This is a genomic window from Chryseobacterium sp. PvR013 (assembly GCF_017833095.1).
In the GTDB taxonomy this organism is placed as follows: domain Bacteria; phylum Bacteroidota; class Bacteroidia; order Flavobacteriales; family Weeksellaceae; genus Chryseobacterium; species Chryseobacterium culicis_A.
The window spans coordinates 1,188,210-1,206,658 of the sequence record NZ_JAFIBT010000001.1 but is presented as its reverse complement, the minus strand read 5'-3'; the positions used below and the strand labels follow the sequence as shown (position 1 = coordinate 1,206,658).

10 protein-coding genes are annotated in these 18,449 nt (G+C 39.7%); 8 read left to right on the top strand and 2 right to left on the bottom strand.

What is annotated here, in order from left to right:
• Positions 1-47: 47 nt before the first annotated feature.
• The 8 genes from JOE44_RS05520 (at position 48) to JOE44_RS05485 (ending at position 14,690) form a co-directional block, all read left to right on the top strand.
• Entirely contained in the window at positions 48-2,786 is a 2,739-nt protein-coding gene (locus JOE44_RS05520; protein ID WP_209784694.1) for a T9SS type A sorting domain-containing protein, read from the top strand.
• Positions 2,787-2,988: 202 nt separating this feature from the next.
• Complete coding sequence (locus JOE44_RS05515; RefSeq protein WP_209784693.1) at positions 2,989-5,622, top strand: glycoside hydrolase family 3 C-terminal domain-containing protein; 2,634 nt, start codon at positions 2,989-2,991, stop codon at positions 5,620-5,622.
• A 61-nt stretch (positions 5,623-5,683) separates the two neighbouring features.
• A complete protein-coding gene (locus JOE44_RS05510; protein ID WP_209784692.1) occupies positions 5,684-7,672 on the top strand; it encodes an alpha-L-arabinofuranosidase C-terminal domain-containing protein in 1,989 nt (662 codons plus the stop codon).
• Positions 7,673-7,799: 127 nt separating this feature from the next.
• Positions 7,800-9,500, top strand: coding sequence for a ribulokinase (locus JOE44_RS05505; protein ID WP_209784691.1), 1,701 nt, complete (start codon positions 7,800-7,802; stop codon positions 9,498-9,500).
• Between the two features lie 27 nt (positions 9,501-9,527).
• The gene (locus JOE44_RS05500) at positions 9,528-10,238 is read left to right on the top strand and encodes an L-ribulose-5-phosphate 4-epimerase (protein ID WP_209789105.1); all 711 of its coding nucleotides are present in this window, start codon (positions 9,528-9,530) and stop codon (positions 10,236-10,238) included.
• Positions 10,239-10,277: 39 nt separating this feature from the next.
• Positions 10,278-11,774 carry an L-arabinose isomerase gene (gene araA / locus JOE44_RS05495; RefSeq protein WP_209784690.1) on the top strand — a complete coding sequence of 499 codons (1,497 nt, stop codon included), beginning with the start codon at positions 10,278-10,280 and terminating at the stop codon, positions 11,772-11,774.
• 27 nt (positions 11,775-11,801) lie between these two features.
• A complete protein-coding gene (locus JOE44_RS05490) occupies positions 11,802-12,959 on the top strand; it encodes an aldose epimerase family protein (protein ID WP_209784689.1) in 1,158 nt (385 codons plus the stop codon).
• A gap of 3 nt (positions 12,960-12,962) precedes the next feature.
• Positions 12,963-14,690: a sodium/solute symporter gene (locus JOE44_RS05485; protein WP_209784688.1), complete on the top strand. Its 1,728-nt coding sequence runs from the start codon at positions 12,963-12,965 to the stop codon at positions 14,688-14,690.
• A gap of 357 nt (positions 14,691-15,047) precedes the next feature.
• On the opposite strand, the gene JOE44_RS05480 is transcribed toward JOE44_RS05485, so the two are convergent.
• On the bottom strand, positions 15,048-16,769 hold the full coding sequence (locus tag JOE44_RS05480; RefSeq protein ID WP_209784687.1) for an RICIN domain-containing protein: 1,722 nt from the start codon (positions 16,767-16,769) through the stop codon (positions 15,048-15,050).
• Between the two features lie 641 nt (positions 16,770-17,410).
• Positions 17,411-18,097, bottom strand: coding sequence for an NUDIX domain-containing protein (locus JOE44_RS05475; RefSeq protein WP_077416005.1), 687 nt, complete (start codon positions 18,095-18,097; stop codon positions 17,411-17,413).
• Positions 18,098-18,449: the final 352 nt, after the last annotated feature.

The window sequence follows — 18,449 nt, the reverse complement described above, 5'->3', positions numbered from 1 at the left end:
TCTCACCGGGAACACACAAAATCACAAAATATTTAAACCAAAACATTATGAAAAAAATTTTAAGTCTTGTTACCATTCATTCTATCGCTCTGTTTTGCAGTCTGATGCTGCAGGGACAGCTTACTACGGTAAAAATTGACAAGAATACTGCTTATCAGAAAATTAGAGGGTTTGGAGGATTTGTCTGCAGTCCACAGTTTGCCTATAACCATATGTCTACATCAGAAATTCAAACGCTTTGGGGTGCTTCCAGTGAAGGCGGTTATAACATTATGAGATTATATATTCCCGAGAACAGCAGTAACTGGAGTTCCGTACTGGCTACAGCACAGCTCGCCAAATCTATGGGGCTTACTATTTTTGCTTCACCGTGGACAATGCCCGCAGCCTGGAAAACCAATAACCATGTAAATGCTGTCTATACCGATGCCAATGGAGTACAGCAGATTGGATATTTAAAGCCGGAAAATTACCAAGATTATGCGCTTTATCTTAACAGTTTTGTCACCTATCTTCAAAATAATGGGGTAGATCTTGATTATATTTCTATTCAAAATGAGCCGGATGAAATGGCTCAGTATCAGGGATGTATCTGGACGCCTGCACAGATTACTAATTTTATCAAAAATTACGGACAACTCATCAACTGCAAAGTGATTGCTCCGGAAAGTGTAGGATTTACGGATAATTTTGCCAGTGCTTTGCTGGATCCTATTGCAATGGCCAATTTTGAAGTATACGGAGGACATCAGTATGGTCTTATTCAGTCTACCTATAAACAATTCCAGAATTATAACAAAGAAATCTGGCAGACAGAATATCTGATCAACTGGAACTCTTCAGCCACCCAGCCGGCCCGGGATTTCAGCTGGAATACAGATGCTTTTACTTTCGCAAGCAGTGTCAACAATGCATTATTAGGGAATATCAATGCATGGATCCATTACTCTTCCAAAAGGTATTATGGGTTAATGGGTGACGGAGCTTACGGAACCTCCGCAGGCGTAATGACCAAAAGAGGCTATATACTTTCACATTATGCCAAATATACAATAGGGAAAACGAGAATAGAAGCCAAATGGGATGACAAAACCGGTGTTTTACAAGGCTCATCCTATATTTCCCAGGATGGAAATCAGGTGGTTCTTATGGTCATTAATCCTTCTCAGAACACGTATAGTTTAAAGGTAGATCTGCCTTTTTACACGACTTCAGGAACAAAAGTTCTTACCAATATGCAATCCAATATGGTAAGCACACCGATTTCAATGGGTACGGCAACATTCAGACCTACAGCTGACATCAGTCCTTCCAGTGTCATGACTTTTGTTTTTAATAAAAGCGGTGACAGACCTGCTTCTCTGATGACAGGCGGCGATATTCATTATAATAAAATTGAAACCCAGACTGCTACCAGTACAGCCTTTGGTACAGGATTCAATATAAGTAATACAACCGTAACATTCTCCAATCCAAGCCCTCTTATCAGCAATAATATGACTGCGGCTAACGGATATCTTCAGCTTAATGACAGGTATAATAAGCTAATCCTGCATGTAAACAGCTATACAACAGCAGGACAAAGCTATTCAGACAATACAACGTTATATTATATCAATAGCCAGGGTGTAACGAAATCGTATAATTATGGAAAGATTAATTTTCCCCAGGGAGGAAATTTTGATATCACATTCGATATTTCCAGACAGGTTCTTACAGATGGATGCAAAGGAATTTTAGGATTGAGAAATTCCAACTACAGCTCTGTGCTTACCTTTAATCTGGGAGATGTTTATTTCAATGTAGGTAATGAAATTGCTTCTAAATTCGGAGGAACTTATTCCGCAAGTGATAGTTATCTGATGGATGCCCTTGAAAATGGCTATTACACTTCTGTAGATTTCAGAAATACATCAGGAGTTACTTCCTCCAATAACTGGCAGCCTATGAGTACTAATACCAACAGCATTTATTATGTAAATTCGAATGTAAGCTCATCTGCCAATAATGTGATTGCAGGTACAACTTGTTCAAATCTTGTCCTTTCCGGTCAGAACACGGATTTTCAGGTACCTTTTAATTTTACCGCCAATACCGCTTCTTACAGCCGTACTTTTAATGGTTATGACGTATTGATCTTACCATTTCAGGCTAATATACCATCCGGAGTTACTGCCTATATGATGTCTCCCGATGCCAGTAATATCAACTGTACCACAATTTCAAACGGAATCATTCCTGCAAATACTCCGGTAATCATCAATGCAACAGGAAATATTACGTTCAACGGTTCAGGAAATGTTTCCACACCCAAAGCAATCACGTTCAATCAGATAAACGGAGTCTATCAGAGTATCAAAGTTCCGGCTAATGCTTATGTGCTGAAAACAGAAAACGGAGTAACAGGTTTCTATAAAGTAACAGCCGGAAGTGAGCCTTCAATAGGTTCTTTCAAAGCATATCTTACAGAAGAGAATACCTATTCTTCCAACGTTCTTCCTTTAAATTTCGGATCATTAAGCACCAGAAATATTTCTATGGAAACTAAAAAAGAGGGTGTAAAAATATATCCTAATCCTGTAAAAACAGATCTTTTCATTGATTCTGATTTTTCAGAAGCTGCTGCCACCATTTTTGATGCAAAAGGAAGCGTCATCAGATCCGGACTGAAAATAAACCAGGGAAAAAACCAGATTAATATGGGAGATTTCCCGGCTGGCATTTACTTTATTGAGGTTACTCAAAAAAATAATACGGTGGTAAAACAAAAATTTGTCAAAGAGTAAATGGAATCCAAAGCCATCATAAGCTATTGTTATGATGGCTTTATCAATATCCATACAATGATGAAATAAAAATGAAGATTGAAACAGAGAAGCATTAAAAACATACATACAGTCATCTTTGAAAATCTTTGAAATCTGTGGTTGGAAAATTAGCCGCAAATATCATAAGAGTTTTCGGGACTTTATTGAAACCATACTATTTATGAAAAGAATTGTATTAACCCTATGTGCAATACTGGCAGTGCCTTTATTGTTTGCACAAGATCATTATAGATACCCGTTCAGGAACCCGGATCTTCCGGTGAATGAAAGAATAGAAAACCTTCTTAGTTTACTGACAACAGAAGAAAAAATAGGAATGATGATGGATAATTCCCAGGCAGTTCCCCGTTTGGAAATCCCTGCTTATGGATGGTGGAATGAAGCGCTGCATGGAGTGGCAAGAGCAGGAACAGCTACTGTTTTTCCTCAGGCGATCGGGATGGCAGCCACATGGGATGTTCCGGAACATTTTAAAACTTTTGAAATGATTTCTGATGAAGCACGGGCGAAATACAACAGGTCTTTTGATGATGCTCAAAAAACAGGACGATACGAAGGGCTCACCTTCTGGACACCCAATATCAATATTTTCCGTGATCCAAGATGGGGAAGAGGCCAGGAAACATACGGCGAAGATCCTTATCTTACCTCTGCTCTCGGGGTGGCAGCCGTCAAAGGTTTGCAGGGAAACGACCCGAAATATTTTAAAACCCATGCTTGCGCCAAACATTTTGCGGTACATAGCGGACCAGAATGGAATCGCCACTCTTACAATGCAGAAATTTCAAAAAGAGATCTGTATGAGACCTACCTGCCCGCTTTCAAAGCATTGGTTCAGGAAGGAAATGTAAGAGAAGTGATGTGTGCGTACAATGCTTTTGACGGGCAGCCATGTTGTGCAAACAATACTTTACTTACTGAAATTCTCCGTGGAAAATGGAAGTATGACGGAATGGTGGTCTCAGATTGCTGGGCACTGGCCGATTTCTTTCAGAAAAAATACCATGGCACCCATCCTGACGAGAAAACAACCGCAGCAGATGCCTTGAAACATTCTACAGATCTTGAATGCGGAGATACATATAACAATCTGAACAAATCTCTTGCAAGCGGCCTGATCACCGAAAATGATATCGATGCATCGATGCGCCGAATCCTGAAAGGCTGGTTGGAACTGGGTATGCTTGATCCGAAATCTTCCGTTCACTGGAATACCATTCCATATTCTGTAGTAGATTCTGAAGAGCATAAAAAACAGGCATTAAAAATGGCACAAAAATCAATTGTGCTGATGAAAAACGAAAAAAATATTCTGCCTCTCAGCAGAAGTATTAAAAAAATTGCAGTTGTAGGCCCGAATGCTGATGATGGATTGATGCAGCTGGGAAACTATAACGGAACTCCTTCTTCCATGGTAACCATTTTAGATGGAGTCAAAACCAAATTCCCGAATGCTGAAATTATTTACGAAAAAGGAAGTGAAGTAACAGATCCTTCGTCCAGAACTTCACTCTATCAGAATTTTATCAGTCAGAAAAACGGCTCGAAAGGAATGAAAGTAGCGTTTTTCAATAACAATGAATTTAAGGGTCAACCGGCCAATACTTCCGTAAATTCCACTGCTATCAGCTACAACAGCTTTGGAGGAACCCAGCTTGCACCCAATGTAGGAAGAGAAAATACTTCAGCTATTATTTCAGGCATTTTCAAAAGCACTTATACAGGTGATGTTGTGTTTTCTGCTTCCACTTCTGATATCTATACACTTTTCGTGGATGGGAAAGAAATTGCTACAAGAAAAGGACCTGACGCAAGACATCCTTCAGAGTTTCCTGTAAAAATGGAAAAAGGAAAAGAATACCGGATAGAGCTGCGTCATACACAAAAAGGAAAATATGTGAGCATCACCTTTGAAGTGTACAGAAAAGACCCCGTGAATTTTGCTCAAGTAAGAGAAAAGGTAAAAAATGCAGACGTCATTGTCTTTGCAGGCGGACTTTCTCCAAGTCTGGAAGGTGAAGAGATGATGGTGAATGCAGAAGGCTTCAGAGGAGGGGACAAAACTTCGATCGCCCTTCCCAAAGTGCAGCGGGAACTTTTGGCAGAACTGAGAAAAACGGGAAAACCTGTTGTCTTTGTTCTTTGTACCGGAAGCGCTCTGGGATTGGAACAGGATGAGAAAAATTACGATGTATTGTTGAACGCCTGGTATGGCGGACAGTCCGGAGGAACTGCTGTGGCAGATGTTTTGGCAGGGGATTATAATCCTTCCGGAAAATTACCCATTACTTTTTATAAAAACCTTGAACAGCTGGACAACGCTCTTTCAAAGACAAGCAAACATGAAGGTTTTGAAAATTATGATATGCAGGGGAGAACGTACCGTTATATGACAGAAAAGTCTCTTTACGAATTCGGACATGGCCTGAGCTATTCAAAATTTGTTTACGGAGATTCAAAGCTGGGCAAAAATACAATCAGTACTAACGAAAATGTAACGATCACAATTCCGGTAACCAATGTTTCAGAAAGGGATGGCGAAGAAGTCATTCAGGTCTATATCAAAAGAAATAATGATACCCAGGCACCGGTAAAAACGTTAAGAGCTTTTGAAAGGACTTTAATCAGATCTAAAGAAACAAAAAATATTCAGCTGACGCTCTCTAAAGACTCATTTGCCTTCTATGATGAAAAAGCAGATGATCTGGTTTCAAAACCTGGCGACTATACCATTTTTTATGGCGGAACTTCTGATGATGCAGGGTTGAAAAGTATTCCGATAAAAGTAAAATAAAACTGATCCGGAACAATTGAAACCATTGCAACCCTACTGTAGCTTTCAAAATATACGATCTATGACAACAAAAAATAAAATATTTTCCATTGCTATTTCCCTCAGTGCTGCTTTTTTTTCGGCTCAGAATAATACGGTCCGTACTTTTAATCTGGATCTGAAAGAAACCTCTGCACCTATTAAAATACAGCCCACCATGTACGGGATTTTCTTTGAAGACATCAATTTTGCGGCAGATGGCGGATTGTATGCGGAACTGATTAAAAACCGCAGCTTTGAATTTGACGAACCTTTCACAGGATGGAAACAACCTAATACAAAAACACTTTCTCCTAATCTGGATTCCGGATTTTTGACCATTTATTCTGATCCTGCCAAAACGAATAAAAATTACGCAAGAATTACCGTTCTCAATGATAAAAATTATATTCTGGAGAATGAAGGATTCAGAGGAATAGGCCTTCATCAGGGAGAACAATATGATTTCAGCTTTAATCTGGAGAATGTTTCTGGAAATATTGCTGCAGTAAATGCAAGTCTTGTTGATGAAAACGGTAAGGAAATTTCTTCAGTTTCCACACTCATCAAAGGAAAGGGATGGCAGAAGTATACAGCCGTTTTCAAAGCATCGCAAACCATTGAAAAAGCAAAACTTCGGATCACATTTACAGGAAATGGTATTGTGAACATGGATATGATTTCTCTTTTCCCACGGGATACCTGGAAAGGCAGAAAAGGAGGCTTGCGAAAAGATCTCGTTCAGAAGTTATATGATTTGCAGCCCGGATTTTTGAGATTTCCGGGAGGCTGTATTGTAGAAGGAAGAACATTGGCGGAACGCTATCAGTGGAAAAAAACAATAGAAAATGTTGCAGACCGCGAATATCTCATCAATAAATGGAGTACAGGATTTCCGCACAGGCTTACACCGGATTACGGGCAGTCTTTCGGATTGGGATTTTTTGAATATTTCCAGCTTTCCGAAGATCTCGGCGCAGAACCTGTTCCTATTCTGAGCTGTGGAATGGCATGTCAGTTCAATACCGCCGAGCTGGTAAAAATGGAAGATTTGGATTCTTATGTTCAGGATGCTCTGGACCTTATTGAATTTGCCAACGGAGATTCCGGAACAAAATGGGGGAGAATCCGTATTGAACTGGGACATCCAAAGCCTTTTAATTTAAAATTTATCGGAGTGGGAAATGAGCAGTGGGGAGCAGATTATATCGAACGCTATAAAGTATTTGAAAAAGCCATTCATGCAAAATATCCTGACATTAAGATTATCTCCGGAAGCGGCCCGTCACCCGATGGCGAATTCTTTGAATATGGCTGGAGAGAACTAAAACAGCTTAATGCACAGATTGTCGATGAACATTATTATAACTCACCCGAATGGTTCATGAAAAATGCCGGAAGATATGACGAATATGACCGTTCCGGACCTAAAGTTTTTGCCGGAGAATATGCAGCCCAATCTGTAGCTGTGGTAAAACCTGATAATAAAAATAACTGGTTAACTGCACTTTCAGAAGCCACTTTTATGACTGGTCTTGAGAGAAACGCAGATGTTGTTTATATGACTTCCTATGCACCACTTTTAGCACATGCTGATGGCTGGCAGTGGACACCTGATCTCATCTGGTTCAATAACCTGAAATCTTATGCCACTCCCAATTATTATGTGCAGAAATTATTTTCCAACAATAAAGGAACGGATCTACTCAAAATAGAAAGTAACGGAAAAGCTGTATCCGGCAAGGAAAAATTATACGCTACCGCAGTGAGGGATGCTAAAAATAATGAGATCATTATTAAAATGGTTAATGCTGATAATCATGCTAAAACGGTTAGTGTCAATTCTGGAATTCTGAAAATGGGTAAGAAAATAACTAAGATCCTTCTGTCTGCACCACAGCTTTCTACTGAAAATAATTTCGATGCTGAACCGATAAAACCTAAAGAAGAGATTTCTGAAACCAAAAATGGTGAAATTTCAACGGAAATTCCTGCCAATTCTTTAGTGGTTTTAAAAGTGAAAACAATTTAATTTATTGTAATATATGTGTTTATAAAAAATAAGTGTGTTTTTTACATTTATTTAAAATAGAATCTTATATTTGTTTTTATCTCATCAGGAGAATTGAAATCTCAACAATCAAAAACGTTTTACAACCATGAAAAAATATGTTATCGGGCTGGACTATGGCACAGATTCCGTACGGGCGGTTCTTAGCGATACAGAAAACGGATCTGAAATAACTTCTTCAGTCAGCTATTATCAGAGATGGAAAGAAGGTAGATTTTGTAATCCCTCAGCAAATAGTTTCAGGCAGCATCCTTCAGATCATATGGAAGGTCTGGAGAAGACTATTTCAGAAGTAGTAAGAGAAAGCGGGATACCACCTGAGCACATCGTTAGTATTTGTATTGATACCACAGGCTCTTCACCGTTACCTGTAAACAGTGATGGTATTGCCTTAGCACTGGTTCCCGGATTTGAAGAAAATCCCAATGCCATGATGATTTTATGGAAAGACCATACCGCTATCCCGGAAGCCGAAGAAATCAACACTCTTGCAAGAACATGGGGTGGTGAAGATTATACAAAATTTGAAGGTGGAATCTACTCTTCAGAATGGTTTTGGGCGAAAATATTACACATCAATAGAATAGACGAAGAGGTAAAGAATACTGCTTTTACCTGGATGGAACATTGTGATTATCTTACCTATCTTTTATCAGATCATAAAGATCTTACCACCTTTAAAAGAAGCCGTTGTGCAGCAGGTCACAAAGCAATGTGGCACCAGTCATGGGATGGCCTGCCTTCTGAAGAATTTCTTAACAGGCTTGACCCTTCTCTGGGAGAGCTTAGAAGAAGATTATACAGGGAAACCTATACTTCAGATGAAATTGCAGGCTATCTGAATGAAGAATGGGCGGCAAAAACAGGTCTTTCCACCAAAACGATTATTGCCGTAGGAACTTTTGATGCCCACTCAGGAGCTGTGGGAGCAAAAGTGGAAGAAAATACGCTCATCAGGATCATGGGAACTTCTACCTGTGATATTATGGTGGCCTCACGGGAAGCCATTGGGGATAGAACCGTAAAGGGAATCTGCGGACAGGTTGACGGCTCCGTAATTCCTGGCTTGATAGGGCTTGAAGCAGGGCAATCCGCCTTTGGAGATGTTTTAGCATGGTATAAAGATATTCTGATGTGGCCTGTTCAACAGGTTATGATGTATTCCGAAAGTATTTCAGACGCACAGAAGGCAAAGCTCGTTGCTGAAATGGAGACCGGACTTATCAGGAAATTAACTCTTGAAGCAGAAAAAATTCCTCTTTCAGACAGTGTTCCGATTGCATTAGACTGGATCAATGGAAGAAGAACACCGGATGCAGATCAGGAGCTTAAAGCGGCCATCAGCCAGCTTTCTTTGGGAACAAAAGCACCTCATATTTTCAAAGCTTTGGTGAATGCTATTTGCTTTGGAGCTAAAAAAATTGTTGACCGTTTTGAAGAGGAAGGTGTGAAAATCAATAAAGTGATCGGGATCGGAGGAGTAGCAAGGAAATCGCCGTTTATCATGCAGACACTAGCTAATGTCCTGGATATGCCGATTGTTGTTGCCGCTTCGGACCAGACTCCCGCGTTAGGGGCTGCTGTTTATGCAGCCGTATCAGCAGGAATTTATCCGACTGTACAGGAAGCAAGTATAAAAATGGGCTCCGGATTTGAAGCGGAATACCAACCCAAAGCCGAAGAAGTACAGCACTACAGAAAACTAATGAAGCAATACCAGAAGCTCGCTGATTTTGTAGAATACAATACCCAACTGAAAAACAACAGGAAAGAACTTCAGAACTCCTGAATATTAACCTTTTGAATGATACTCAAAATGAATACTTATAAAGAACTCCAAAGAGAATGTTATGAAGCGAATATGCAGCTGGATGCGCTGAAGCTGGTGGTGTATACTTTCGGGAATGTGAGTGCTGTAGACCGTGATAAAGGAATTTTTGCCATTAAACCAAGCGGTGTCCCTTACGACATTTTAAAGCCGGAAGATATGGTGATTCTGGACTTTGATGCCAATGTCATTGAAGGCAGACTCAGACCTTCTTCCGACACCAAAACTCATGCTTACCTATATAAGAACTGGGGAAATATCGGTGGAATTTCACACACTCATGCCATCTATTCCGTGGCGTGGGCACAGGCACAAATGGATATTCCTGTTTTCGGGACCACCCATGCAGACCATTTAACAACAGATATTCCCTGCGCTCCACCCATGCGGGATGAGCTGATTGAAGGAAACTACGAATACAATACAGGAATCCAGATTCTGGAATGCTTTAAAGAAAAGAAGCTCTCTCCGGAAGAGGTAGAAATGGTTCTGATCGGCAATCACGGTCCGTTTACCTGGGGAAAAAATGCTGAGAAAGCAGTCTACAACAGCAAAGTACTGGAAACCATTGCCGAAATGGCTTATCTCACCAGGCAGATCAATCCTGATGCAGAACGTCTGAAGGATTCGCTCATCAAAAAACACTACGAACGTAAGCACGGCAAGAATGCCTACTACGGACAGGAATTTAAACACTAAACACTTCAACATAAACAACTATTAACGATCAACAAAATTATGTTAACACCCCTCAATACCAAAGAAGTCTGGTTCATCACAGGAAGTCAGCATTTATACGGTCCTGAAACACTTGCTCAGGTAGCAGACCACTCACAAAAAATTGTGGCAGAACTTGAAAAATCTTCTTTCATTCCGGTAAAAGTTATTGTAAAGCCAACGGTAAAAACTACCGAAGAAATATTTGAAACCATTGCAGCAGTCAATCAGGCAGAAAACTGTATAGGAATCATCACATGGATGCATACTTTTTCACCCGCCAAAATGTGGATCAGAGGATTAAAAATTTTACAGAAACCTCTTCTGCATCTGCATACCCAGTTCAACAGAGATATTCCGTGGTCTACCATGGATATGGATTTTATGAATCTTAACCAGGCAGCTCACGGAGACCGTGAATTTGGTTTTATGGTAAGCAGACTGCGAAAGAGCAGAAAAGTAGTGGTAGGACACTGGTCAGAAGAAAGAGTTCAGAAGCAGATTGGTGACTGGAGCCGTGTTGCTGCAGGTTGGGACGACTGGCAGGGAGCTAAATTTGCCCGTTTCGGAGATAATATGAGATTTGTAGCCGTTACAGATGGTGACAAAGTGGAAGCTGAAACCCAATTTGGCTTTTCAGTCAATACCTGGGGAATCGGTGATCTTGTCGGAGTTATCAACTCTGTAAGTGAAGGAGAAATAAAAAGCCTGATGGAAGAATATGAATCTTCTTATCACATGGCAGCATCTCTTTTGGCAGGAGGATCCAACAGAAGTTCACTTCATACCGCTGCAAAAATTGAATTGGGACTTGAAAAATTTTTAAAAGACGGAGGATTTAAAGGATTTTCAGATACCTTTGAAGACCTTCACGGACTGGAGCAGCTGCCGGGAATTGCCGTACAGCGACTGATGCAGAAAGGATACGGATTTGCAGGCGAAGGAGACTGGAAAACAGCAGCACTCGTACGTGCAATGAAAACAATGGGGCAGGGCCTTGAAGGAGGAAATGCCTTTATGGAAGATTATACGTATCATCTGGATCCGTCCAATCCTTCTATTTTAGGCTCCCATATGCTGGAAGTAGACCCTGTGTTGGCCGCCGGAAAACCTTCATGCGAGATTCATCCGCTGGGAATCGGAGGAAAAGCAGATCCGGTGCGTCTCGTTTTTAACTCCAGAGGAAATATTGATTCTCTGAACGCTGCCCTGATGGACTTTGGAAACCATTTCAGGCTGCTGATCAACAAAACCAGAGCATTGGAAATTACAGAAGAGCTGCCAAAACTTCCAGTAGCAAGGGTTTTATGGAAACCTCTTCCTGATTTATATACCGCCGCAGAAGCCTGGATACTGGCTGGAGGTGCACACCATACATGTTATAGTGAAAATATTTCAGCGGAGCAGCTGGAGGATTTTGCTGAGATAGCAGGGATTGAATCATTAGTCATTGATGAAGATACCAAAATGCGTGACTTTAAAAATACACTTCGTTGGAATGAAATGTATTATCGTTAATTAATTTTAAAAAATATGTAAATAATTATGAAAAAAGCAACACATAATGGCATTTTTATTTTATTATTTTTAATTATTTTCGGCTGCAGAAAAGAAAATAACAAACAGGATATTTCAGGAAAAATGGAGAATGTGCATACTTCAGACTATGGAGTGACGCCAAAAGGCGATTCTATTAAAAAATATACGCTGACCAATAAAAACGGGATGAAAGTTGAGGTCATCAACTTCGGAGGAATTATCACTTCCTTAACCGCTCCGGATAGAACCGGAAAATACGAGGATGTAGTGCTTGGCTTTACAAAACCTGAAGGATATTTCAATGGCAACCCGTATTATTTCGGGGCATTGATCGGAAGATATGGCAATAGAATTGCCAACGCAAAATTCTCACTGGAAGGTAAAGCATACGAAATCGATAAAAATGATGGCCCCAACAGCCTTCACGGAGGAAAAGAGGGATTTCATACCAGATTCTGGAATATTGAAGAGGTAAAGGATGCAAAATTTCCGACATTGAAATTGTCTTACACCAGTGCAGACGGTGAAGAGGGATATCCGGGAAAGCTGACAACAACCGTTTTCTACACCCTTACAGACGACAATGCTTTGGAAATTTCCTATGAAGCAGAAACCGATAAGCATACAGTGGTAAATCTTACCCAACATTCTTATTTTAACCTGTCAGGAAATTTTACTAAAACGATCACTGATCATGAACTGCAGATTAATGCAGATCATTTTCTTCCGGTCAATGAAACTTTGATTCCTACCGGTGAGCAGAAAGCCGTAAAAGGGACTCCTTTTGATTTCACGGTTTCAAAACCGATCGGAAAAGATATTAGTGCAGAAGACGATCAGCTGAAAAAAGGGAAAGGATATGACCACAACTGGATACCGAACGGAAAAGGTCTGAGAAGTATCGCCAAGGTATATCACAAGGGAACAGGAAGGCTGATGGAAGTCTTCACAGATGAACCTGGAGTACAGTTTTATTCCGGTAATTTTCTTGACGGAAAGTTTGATACCAAAACCGGCGGTAAAAATGAATTCAGAACAGGATTCTGCTTAGAGACACAGCATTTCCCGGATTCACCGAACCAGCCTTCTTTTCCTTCCACAGAATTGAAACCCGGGCAGAAATACCAGTCGAAAACCATCTATAAATTCTCCGTTAAAAACTAAACCATGGGAAAATTAGCAACTATTGATATTATCATATTCCTGATCTATTTCGTAGTGGTAGCTTCCTACGGACTATGGATTTATAAAAAGAAAAAATCTGAATCTACAGGAAGTAAAGATTATTTCCTGGCGGAAGGATCTTTGACCTGGTGGGCGATCGGAGCCAGCTTAATCGCTTCCAATATTTCTGCTGAACAGTTTATCGGAATGAGTGGTGAAGGTTTCTTTGTCGGGATTGCTGTTGCCGCTTACGAGTGGATTGCTGCCCTTGCGCTGATCATTATTGCGGTCTGGTTTATTCCGATTTATCTTAAAAATAAGATCTATACCATGCCCCAGTTTCTGGAAAGAAGGTATAACAAATCGGTTTCATTGATCATGGCAGTCTTCTGGCTGTTTCTATATGTTATCGTGAATCTTACTTCCATTCTTTACCTTGGAGCTCTAGCTATCGATACTTTACTAGGAGGAGAACATCTTCACGGTATTATGATCGCTCTTTTGTTGATGGCCCTTCTGATAGGTCTCGGAGGAATGAAAGTGATAGGATATACAGACGTTATCCAGGTGGCTGTCCTTATTATCGGAGGTTTTGCAACGGTGTATATGGCTTTGCAGATTGTAGACCAGAGAATCAACGGAGCGGCTGTAGGAAATGCGCTGGCAGGATTCAATACCCTGATCAATGAAGCTCCGCAGCACTTTAAGCTTATTCTTCAAAAACCGACAACTACAACCACTACCTTGGCAATGCCTCAGAACCTTGATGTACAGAAGTATGTCGTGTTACCAGGTTTGGCCATGTATTTTGCCGGTCAATGGATCGTTAACCTGAACTATTGGGGCTGTAATCAATACATCACCCAGAGAGCTTTGGGTGCAGATCTGAAAACAGCAAGAACAGGAATTTTATTTGCCGGATTTCTGAAATTATTCATGCCTGTGATCGTAATGCTTCCGGGAATTGCTGCTTATGTTTTATATTCCAAGGGACATCTTCCGGGATTCAACGGAGTGAAAGATGGAGCATACTCTGCAATATTAGGATTTTTACCTGCAGGCCTTAAAGGGTTGGCTATTGCAGCATTGACGGCAGCAATCGTAGCTTCACTGGCTGGAAAAGTGAATAGTATCTCAACGATTTTTACACTGGATATCTATAAAAAATATCTTAAAACAGATGCCACTGAGATCCAGATGGTAAGAACAGGAAGATGGGTAATTATTATTGCGATGATGACCGCCCTAGCATTTACATGGACGGATGTTTTGGGAATAGGGGGAGAAGGGGGCTTTACGTTTATTCAGAAATATACAGGATTTATCAGCCCCGGAGTTTTTGCCATGTTTATCTTAGGAATGTTCTGGAAAAGGACAACTGGAACGGCTGCTTTAGTAGGTGTTATCTTAGGTTTTGTTCTGGCAATCTTCTTCAACAGCTTTGCTGTGGATATTTTTGGCAAAGAAACCTGGATGTATACAGCATTTACCTATGAAAAGCTTGAAAACGGAATCGTTCATACCATTACCGAAATTCCTTTTCTGATCAATATGGGATGGTCGTTTTTTATCACGATAATTGCCATGATACTGATCAGCCTTGCAGGTCCCAAGGTGAATCCTAAAGCCTTTGCCATTGATGCAACAATGTTTAAAGTAGATAACAGAACTTTGGTTTTAATTGTGATGACACTACTTTTACTGACTGCCTTATATGTAAAGTTTTGGTAAAAGTAAATAGTCAATAGTGAATTCGTTTCACTTGTCAATTTTAAAAATTCCCCATTAACTTGCGGAGCAAAATTGACTTTTCACATAAGATTTAAAATTTATTACATGACAAAAGTGAATAGTCAATAGTGAATTCGTTTCACTGTCAATTTTAAAAATTCACCATTGACGTGCGAAGCAAAATTGACTTTTCACATAAGATTTAAAATTTATTACATGACAAAAGTGAATAGTCAATAGTGAATTCGTTTCACTGTCAATTTTATAAATTCACCATTGACTTGCGAAGCAAAATTGACTTTTCATATACAATAAAAAAACAGGATGCTTAAAAAGCATCCTGTTTTTTTATTGGTATCAGTTCATCCCAATATATTTGAACTTGAACAATTGACACGAAGTACCGTAATAGTCCCAAAGATGTAGGTTTGAATTGCCATCCATGGTACAGTTGGGGATATCCCAGCCACGTGTAGGATCCACCTTGGACAGGATTTTGTAATAACCGTTGGAGGCGGCAACTACCTGCCAGCTCTGTGCATCATTACTATAGCTTTGCCAAAGCCGGATTGCAGTTCCCAGTGTATTGCTGTTACTGGCAAGATCAATGCAGCGATTGGATGTACTCGCTTTGGATACAAAACGCCAATAGCCATTACCTGCGTCAATAGCGACCCATCGCTGTGCCGCAGCACCATTCCTTGTCCATGGTCTTAATACTGCGCCATTGGCGTCCTCTCCGGATTTCAAATCAAGTACTTTGTTCGTATCGGTCTGAAACTCGATCTCATAAATACCATTATTGACCAGGCTGCTGTTTGTATTACAGTTTCCAACAGGATAATTGGAGGATGCATATTGCTGGAACCACTGTTTAACTGGTGCGGCGCATGCTTCCCAATCGTTGTTGTAGGCGGTTCCTGTATTAACATCGCCTTTGTGGAGAAGATTATCCGGGGCAAGAACATTCCAGCTTACATTGCCTGACTGATCAACAATATATTTTAAATTGGCGCCAAATCCGCTTCCGCCTGCCGTACCAGTTGTACCGATGCCGAAGGTACCATATCCCTGAGGTGCCCAGTCGGTTTCAGTAATGGCGATTGGTGCTATATCTGCAATTGGTTTAACATTGATATTCCATGCGCTCTGAAAGGATTGATAGTTGGTGAGGCCGCCCCAATAACCAGGATAGATGTGAACAGCATATCCAATATTGCCACCGGTGATTTGGTTATTGACATAGCCTTGATAATGTGATTGCCAGCCCGTACCTGGTATCCAGCAAACATTATTAGCCCCGTTGTTGCGAATGATGTTCACTAATGGCTGAAAGAAGTTTTTGAGTGCTGCAAAATGTTCATTTCCTGTACTGCCCCAAGTACCATTTGTTCCCAGGATTTCAACAGGTTCATTGGCTAATTCAAACATCACATTGTCAGCATTCTTTAATCCGGGATGCTGAGACAGAAAAGTCCATACGGTCTTGAGATAGCTATGGTACGCATCATTGACTGCAATACGACTTGGGCATACGCCTGGTGGACGTAGGATGACATACATTCCCAGGCTTCGGGCATGGTTGATCAGTGGGATTATCACCTGATCTGTATAAGTAACCAGACGGTTATAATTGAATCTTGAGATATCATTCTCAGGGATAGCCGGTCCGGGATCATTGGTCCAATACGGATCAATATGAAGGCGGATGTAATTGAGATACCAGCCATCAGCAGCGCTGCTGAGCTTGTTCATGACAGCTTTATTATAGTTCAGAGCACCCTGTACATTGTAATTATCCCAGGTACAGTAGCCGGAATTGGCACCATACTGACAGCCATTGAACCATGGGCTGGGAGTTATGGCAACACCATGTAAGATAACATTATTGTCACAGGGATCTTTAAGGTATCTGCCTCCAACATGCAGCATTGGTGTTGCTGCCAATGCTCTTGCACTAATGCTGGTACTTAAGTTGGTTTCAGGTTCTTCTAGTAAATTTTTTTCATCCATCGTAGAACAGCTGGAAAGAATGATTAACAGAAAGGCCAGAAAAAGCCACATTTTGTTTGTTTTCATAATTGATATATTTAAAGGTTTGGTCTTATTTTTTAGCTTTCAATAACTTGTTTCCCATCCTGCACAGGAGTATTGCGCAGATAAGTAAAACTTTCTGATTTATTGACGCTGGATGTGAATGAGGATTGATGCTATATTTTTCTATTAAAACTACTCAACTGCTTGTTTCCGGTTCTTCAACAATGGTTTTAACAGAACAATAGAATCATTTCTACTCAGTTTCTGATTTGAAAATCTTTTTCTCTCTTTTTCTGGTTTCCCATGAAGGTGAGGGTAGGTTTGTGAAAATCTAAGTTGTTGTCAAATATGGTTATTAGTTTTGTATAAAAATAAACAAAATATTAATTATAAATTAATATTTTATCAAAAATTAACAAAAAATTACATATCATAAATACGATTATAAACCATTTAATTATAATCTATCGTGTGGTAGGAGAAAATAAAAAACCTTATCATAAATTTTTATTACGATCATTCTGAAAAAGCAGGAATAACTGTTTGGCTTGCTTGAAATTGTCGGTAAGTACACAAAAAAAATCTCGCAAAAGTGAGATTTTTAATAAGGGTATGTGGAATTTTATATCACTCTAAACTGTTAACTTTCTACAAATTCTCTTCTAAAATTATAAAGTTGTTTATTAGATCTTAAACATAAATCCGCGGGAGATTTTTTTGTTGTATTTTTTTTCGTCAAAGCGGTAAAGAAAAGATCCCTTTCTGGACGAAGTCATATCCTTTTTGTTGGTATTCAAAAGAATATCCATACTGTTGATCTTACTGGTAAAATTCCGTTTATCAAATTTTTCATCAAAAATGGCTTCGTAGAGATTCTGAAGATCCTTCATTGTGAATTTTTCAGGAAGAAGCTCAAACCCGATAGGTCCTGTGGAAGCTCTTCTCCTTAGCCTGGCTACAGCATCCTTTACCATTTCATTATGATCGAAGATAAGATCAGGTGCTTTCTGCAGTTCTACCCATTCTGCACTGTACTGCTCATTGATCTGAATATCTTTCTCAATATTGATCAGTGCATAATAGGAGATAGACATGATTCTGGCTGTTGGCTCCCGCTTAATTTCCGTATAGCATTTCAGCTGTTCAAGATAAATATTTTCAAGACCGGTTAATGTACACAGAACTCTGTTAGCGGCTTCATCAGAGGTTTCCTCACTGCCAACGAAACCACCCATCAGGGACCATTCGCCCATCTGCGGTTCAAAATTTCTTTTTACCAAAAGGATTTTTAGATTTTCGCCATCAAAACCGAAAATGATACAGTCAACGGCAACAAGGTGTTTGGGATATTGGGAGTAATCCTCAGTCATCTTTTATATTTTACTACAAAGGTAAATCTTTTATGGATATGATATTATATAAATGTGATTCATACACTTTTTAATCTGAATGATTTATTTCATTAAAATTATTCCTAAAGGATATTTTGGGAACTAAAACAGTCAGCAAAACTGAAAATTATCACTAAAATGAGGTTAATCATACATGAATTGAATGTTAAAATTATGTTAAAATATAAATTTATATTGATAATAATTAATAAACAGGACTTAACGTTAAAAATACGATAAGGTATTTGCTGTATTGTTGAAATTTCTACCAAAACATATCCTGAAGTCATTTTCATAGGGAATCGTATAATTTCAGCGCTTTGATTTTTTG

What these genes read in the sequence shown, in the direction of transcription:
- JOE44_RS05520 (WP_209784694.1), top strand. Translation starts at nt 48, where the DNA reads ATGAAAAAAATTTTAAGTCTTGTTACCATTCATTCTATCGCTCTGTTT.
- JOE44_RS05515 (WP_209784693.1), top strand. Translation starts at nt 2,989, where the DNA reads ATGAAAAGAATTGTATTAACCCTATGTGCAATACTGGCAGTGCCTTTA.
- JOE44_RS05510 (WP_209784692.1), top strand. Translation starts at nt 5,684, where the DNA reads ATGACAACAAAAAATAAAATATTTTCCATTGCTATTTCCCTCAGTGCT.
- JOE44_RS05505 (WP_209784691.1), top strand. Translation starts at nt 7,800, where the DNA reads ATGAAAAAATATGTTATCGGGCTGGACTATGGCACAGATTCCGTACGG.
- JOE44_RS05500 (WP_209789105.1), top strand. Translation starts at nt 9,528, where the DNA reads ATGAATACTTATAAAGAACTCCAAAGAGAATGTTATGAAGCGAATATG.
- araA (WP_209784690.1), top strand. Translation starts at nt 10,278, where the DNA reads ATGTTAACACCCCTCAATACCAAAGAAGTCTGGTTCATCACAGGAAGT.
- JOE44_RS05490 (WP_209784689.1), top strand. Translation starts at nt 11,802, where the DNA reads ATGAAAAAAGCAACACATAATGGCATTTTTATTTTATTATTTTTAATT.
- JOE44_RS05485 (WP_209784688.1), top strand. Translation starts at nt 12,963, where the DNA reads ATGGGAAAATTAGCAACTATTGATATTATCATATTCCTGATCTATTTC.
- JOE44_RS05480 (WP_209784687.1), bottom strand. Translation starts at nt 16,769, where the DNA reads ATGAAAACAAACAAAATGTGGCTTTTTCTGGCCTTTCTGTTAATCATT.
- JOE44_RS05475 (WP_077416005.1), bottom strand. Translation starts at nt 18,097, where the DNA reads ATGACTGAGGATTACTCCCAATATCCCAAACACCTTGTTGCCGTTGAC.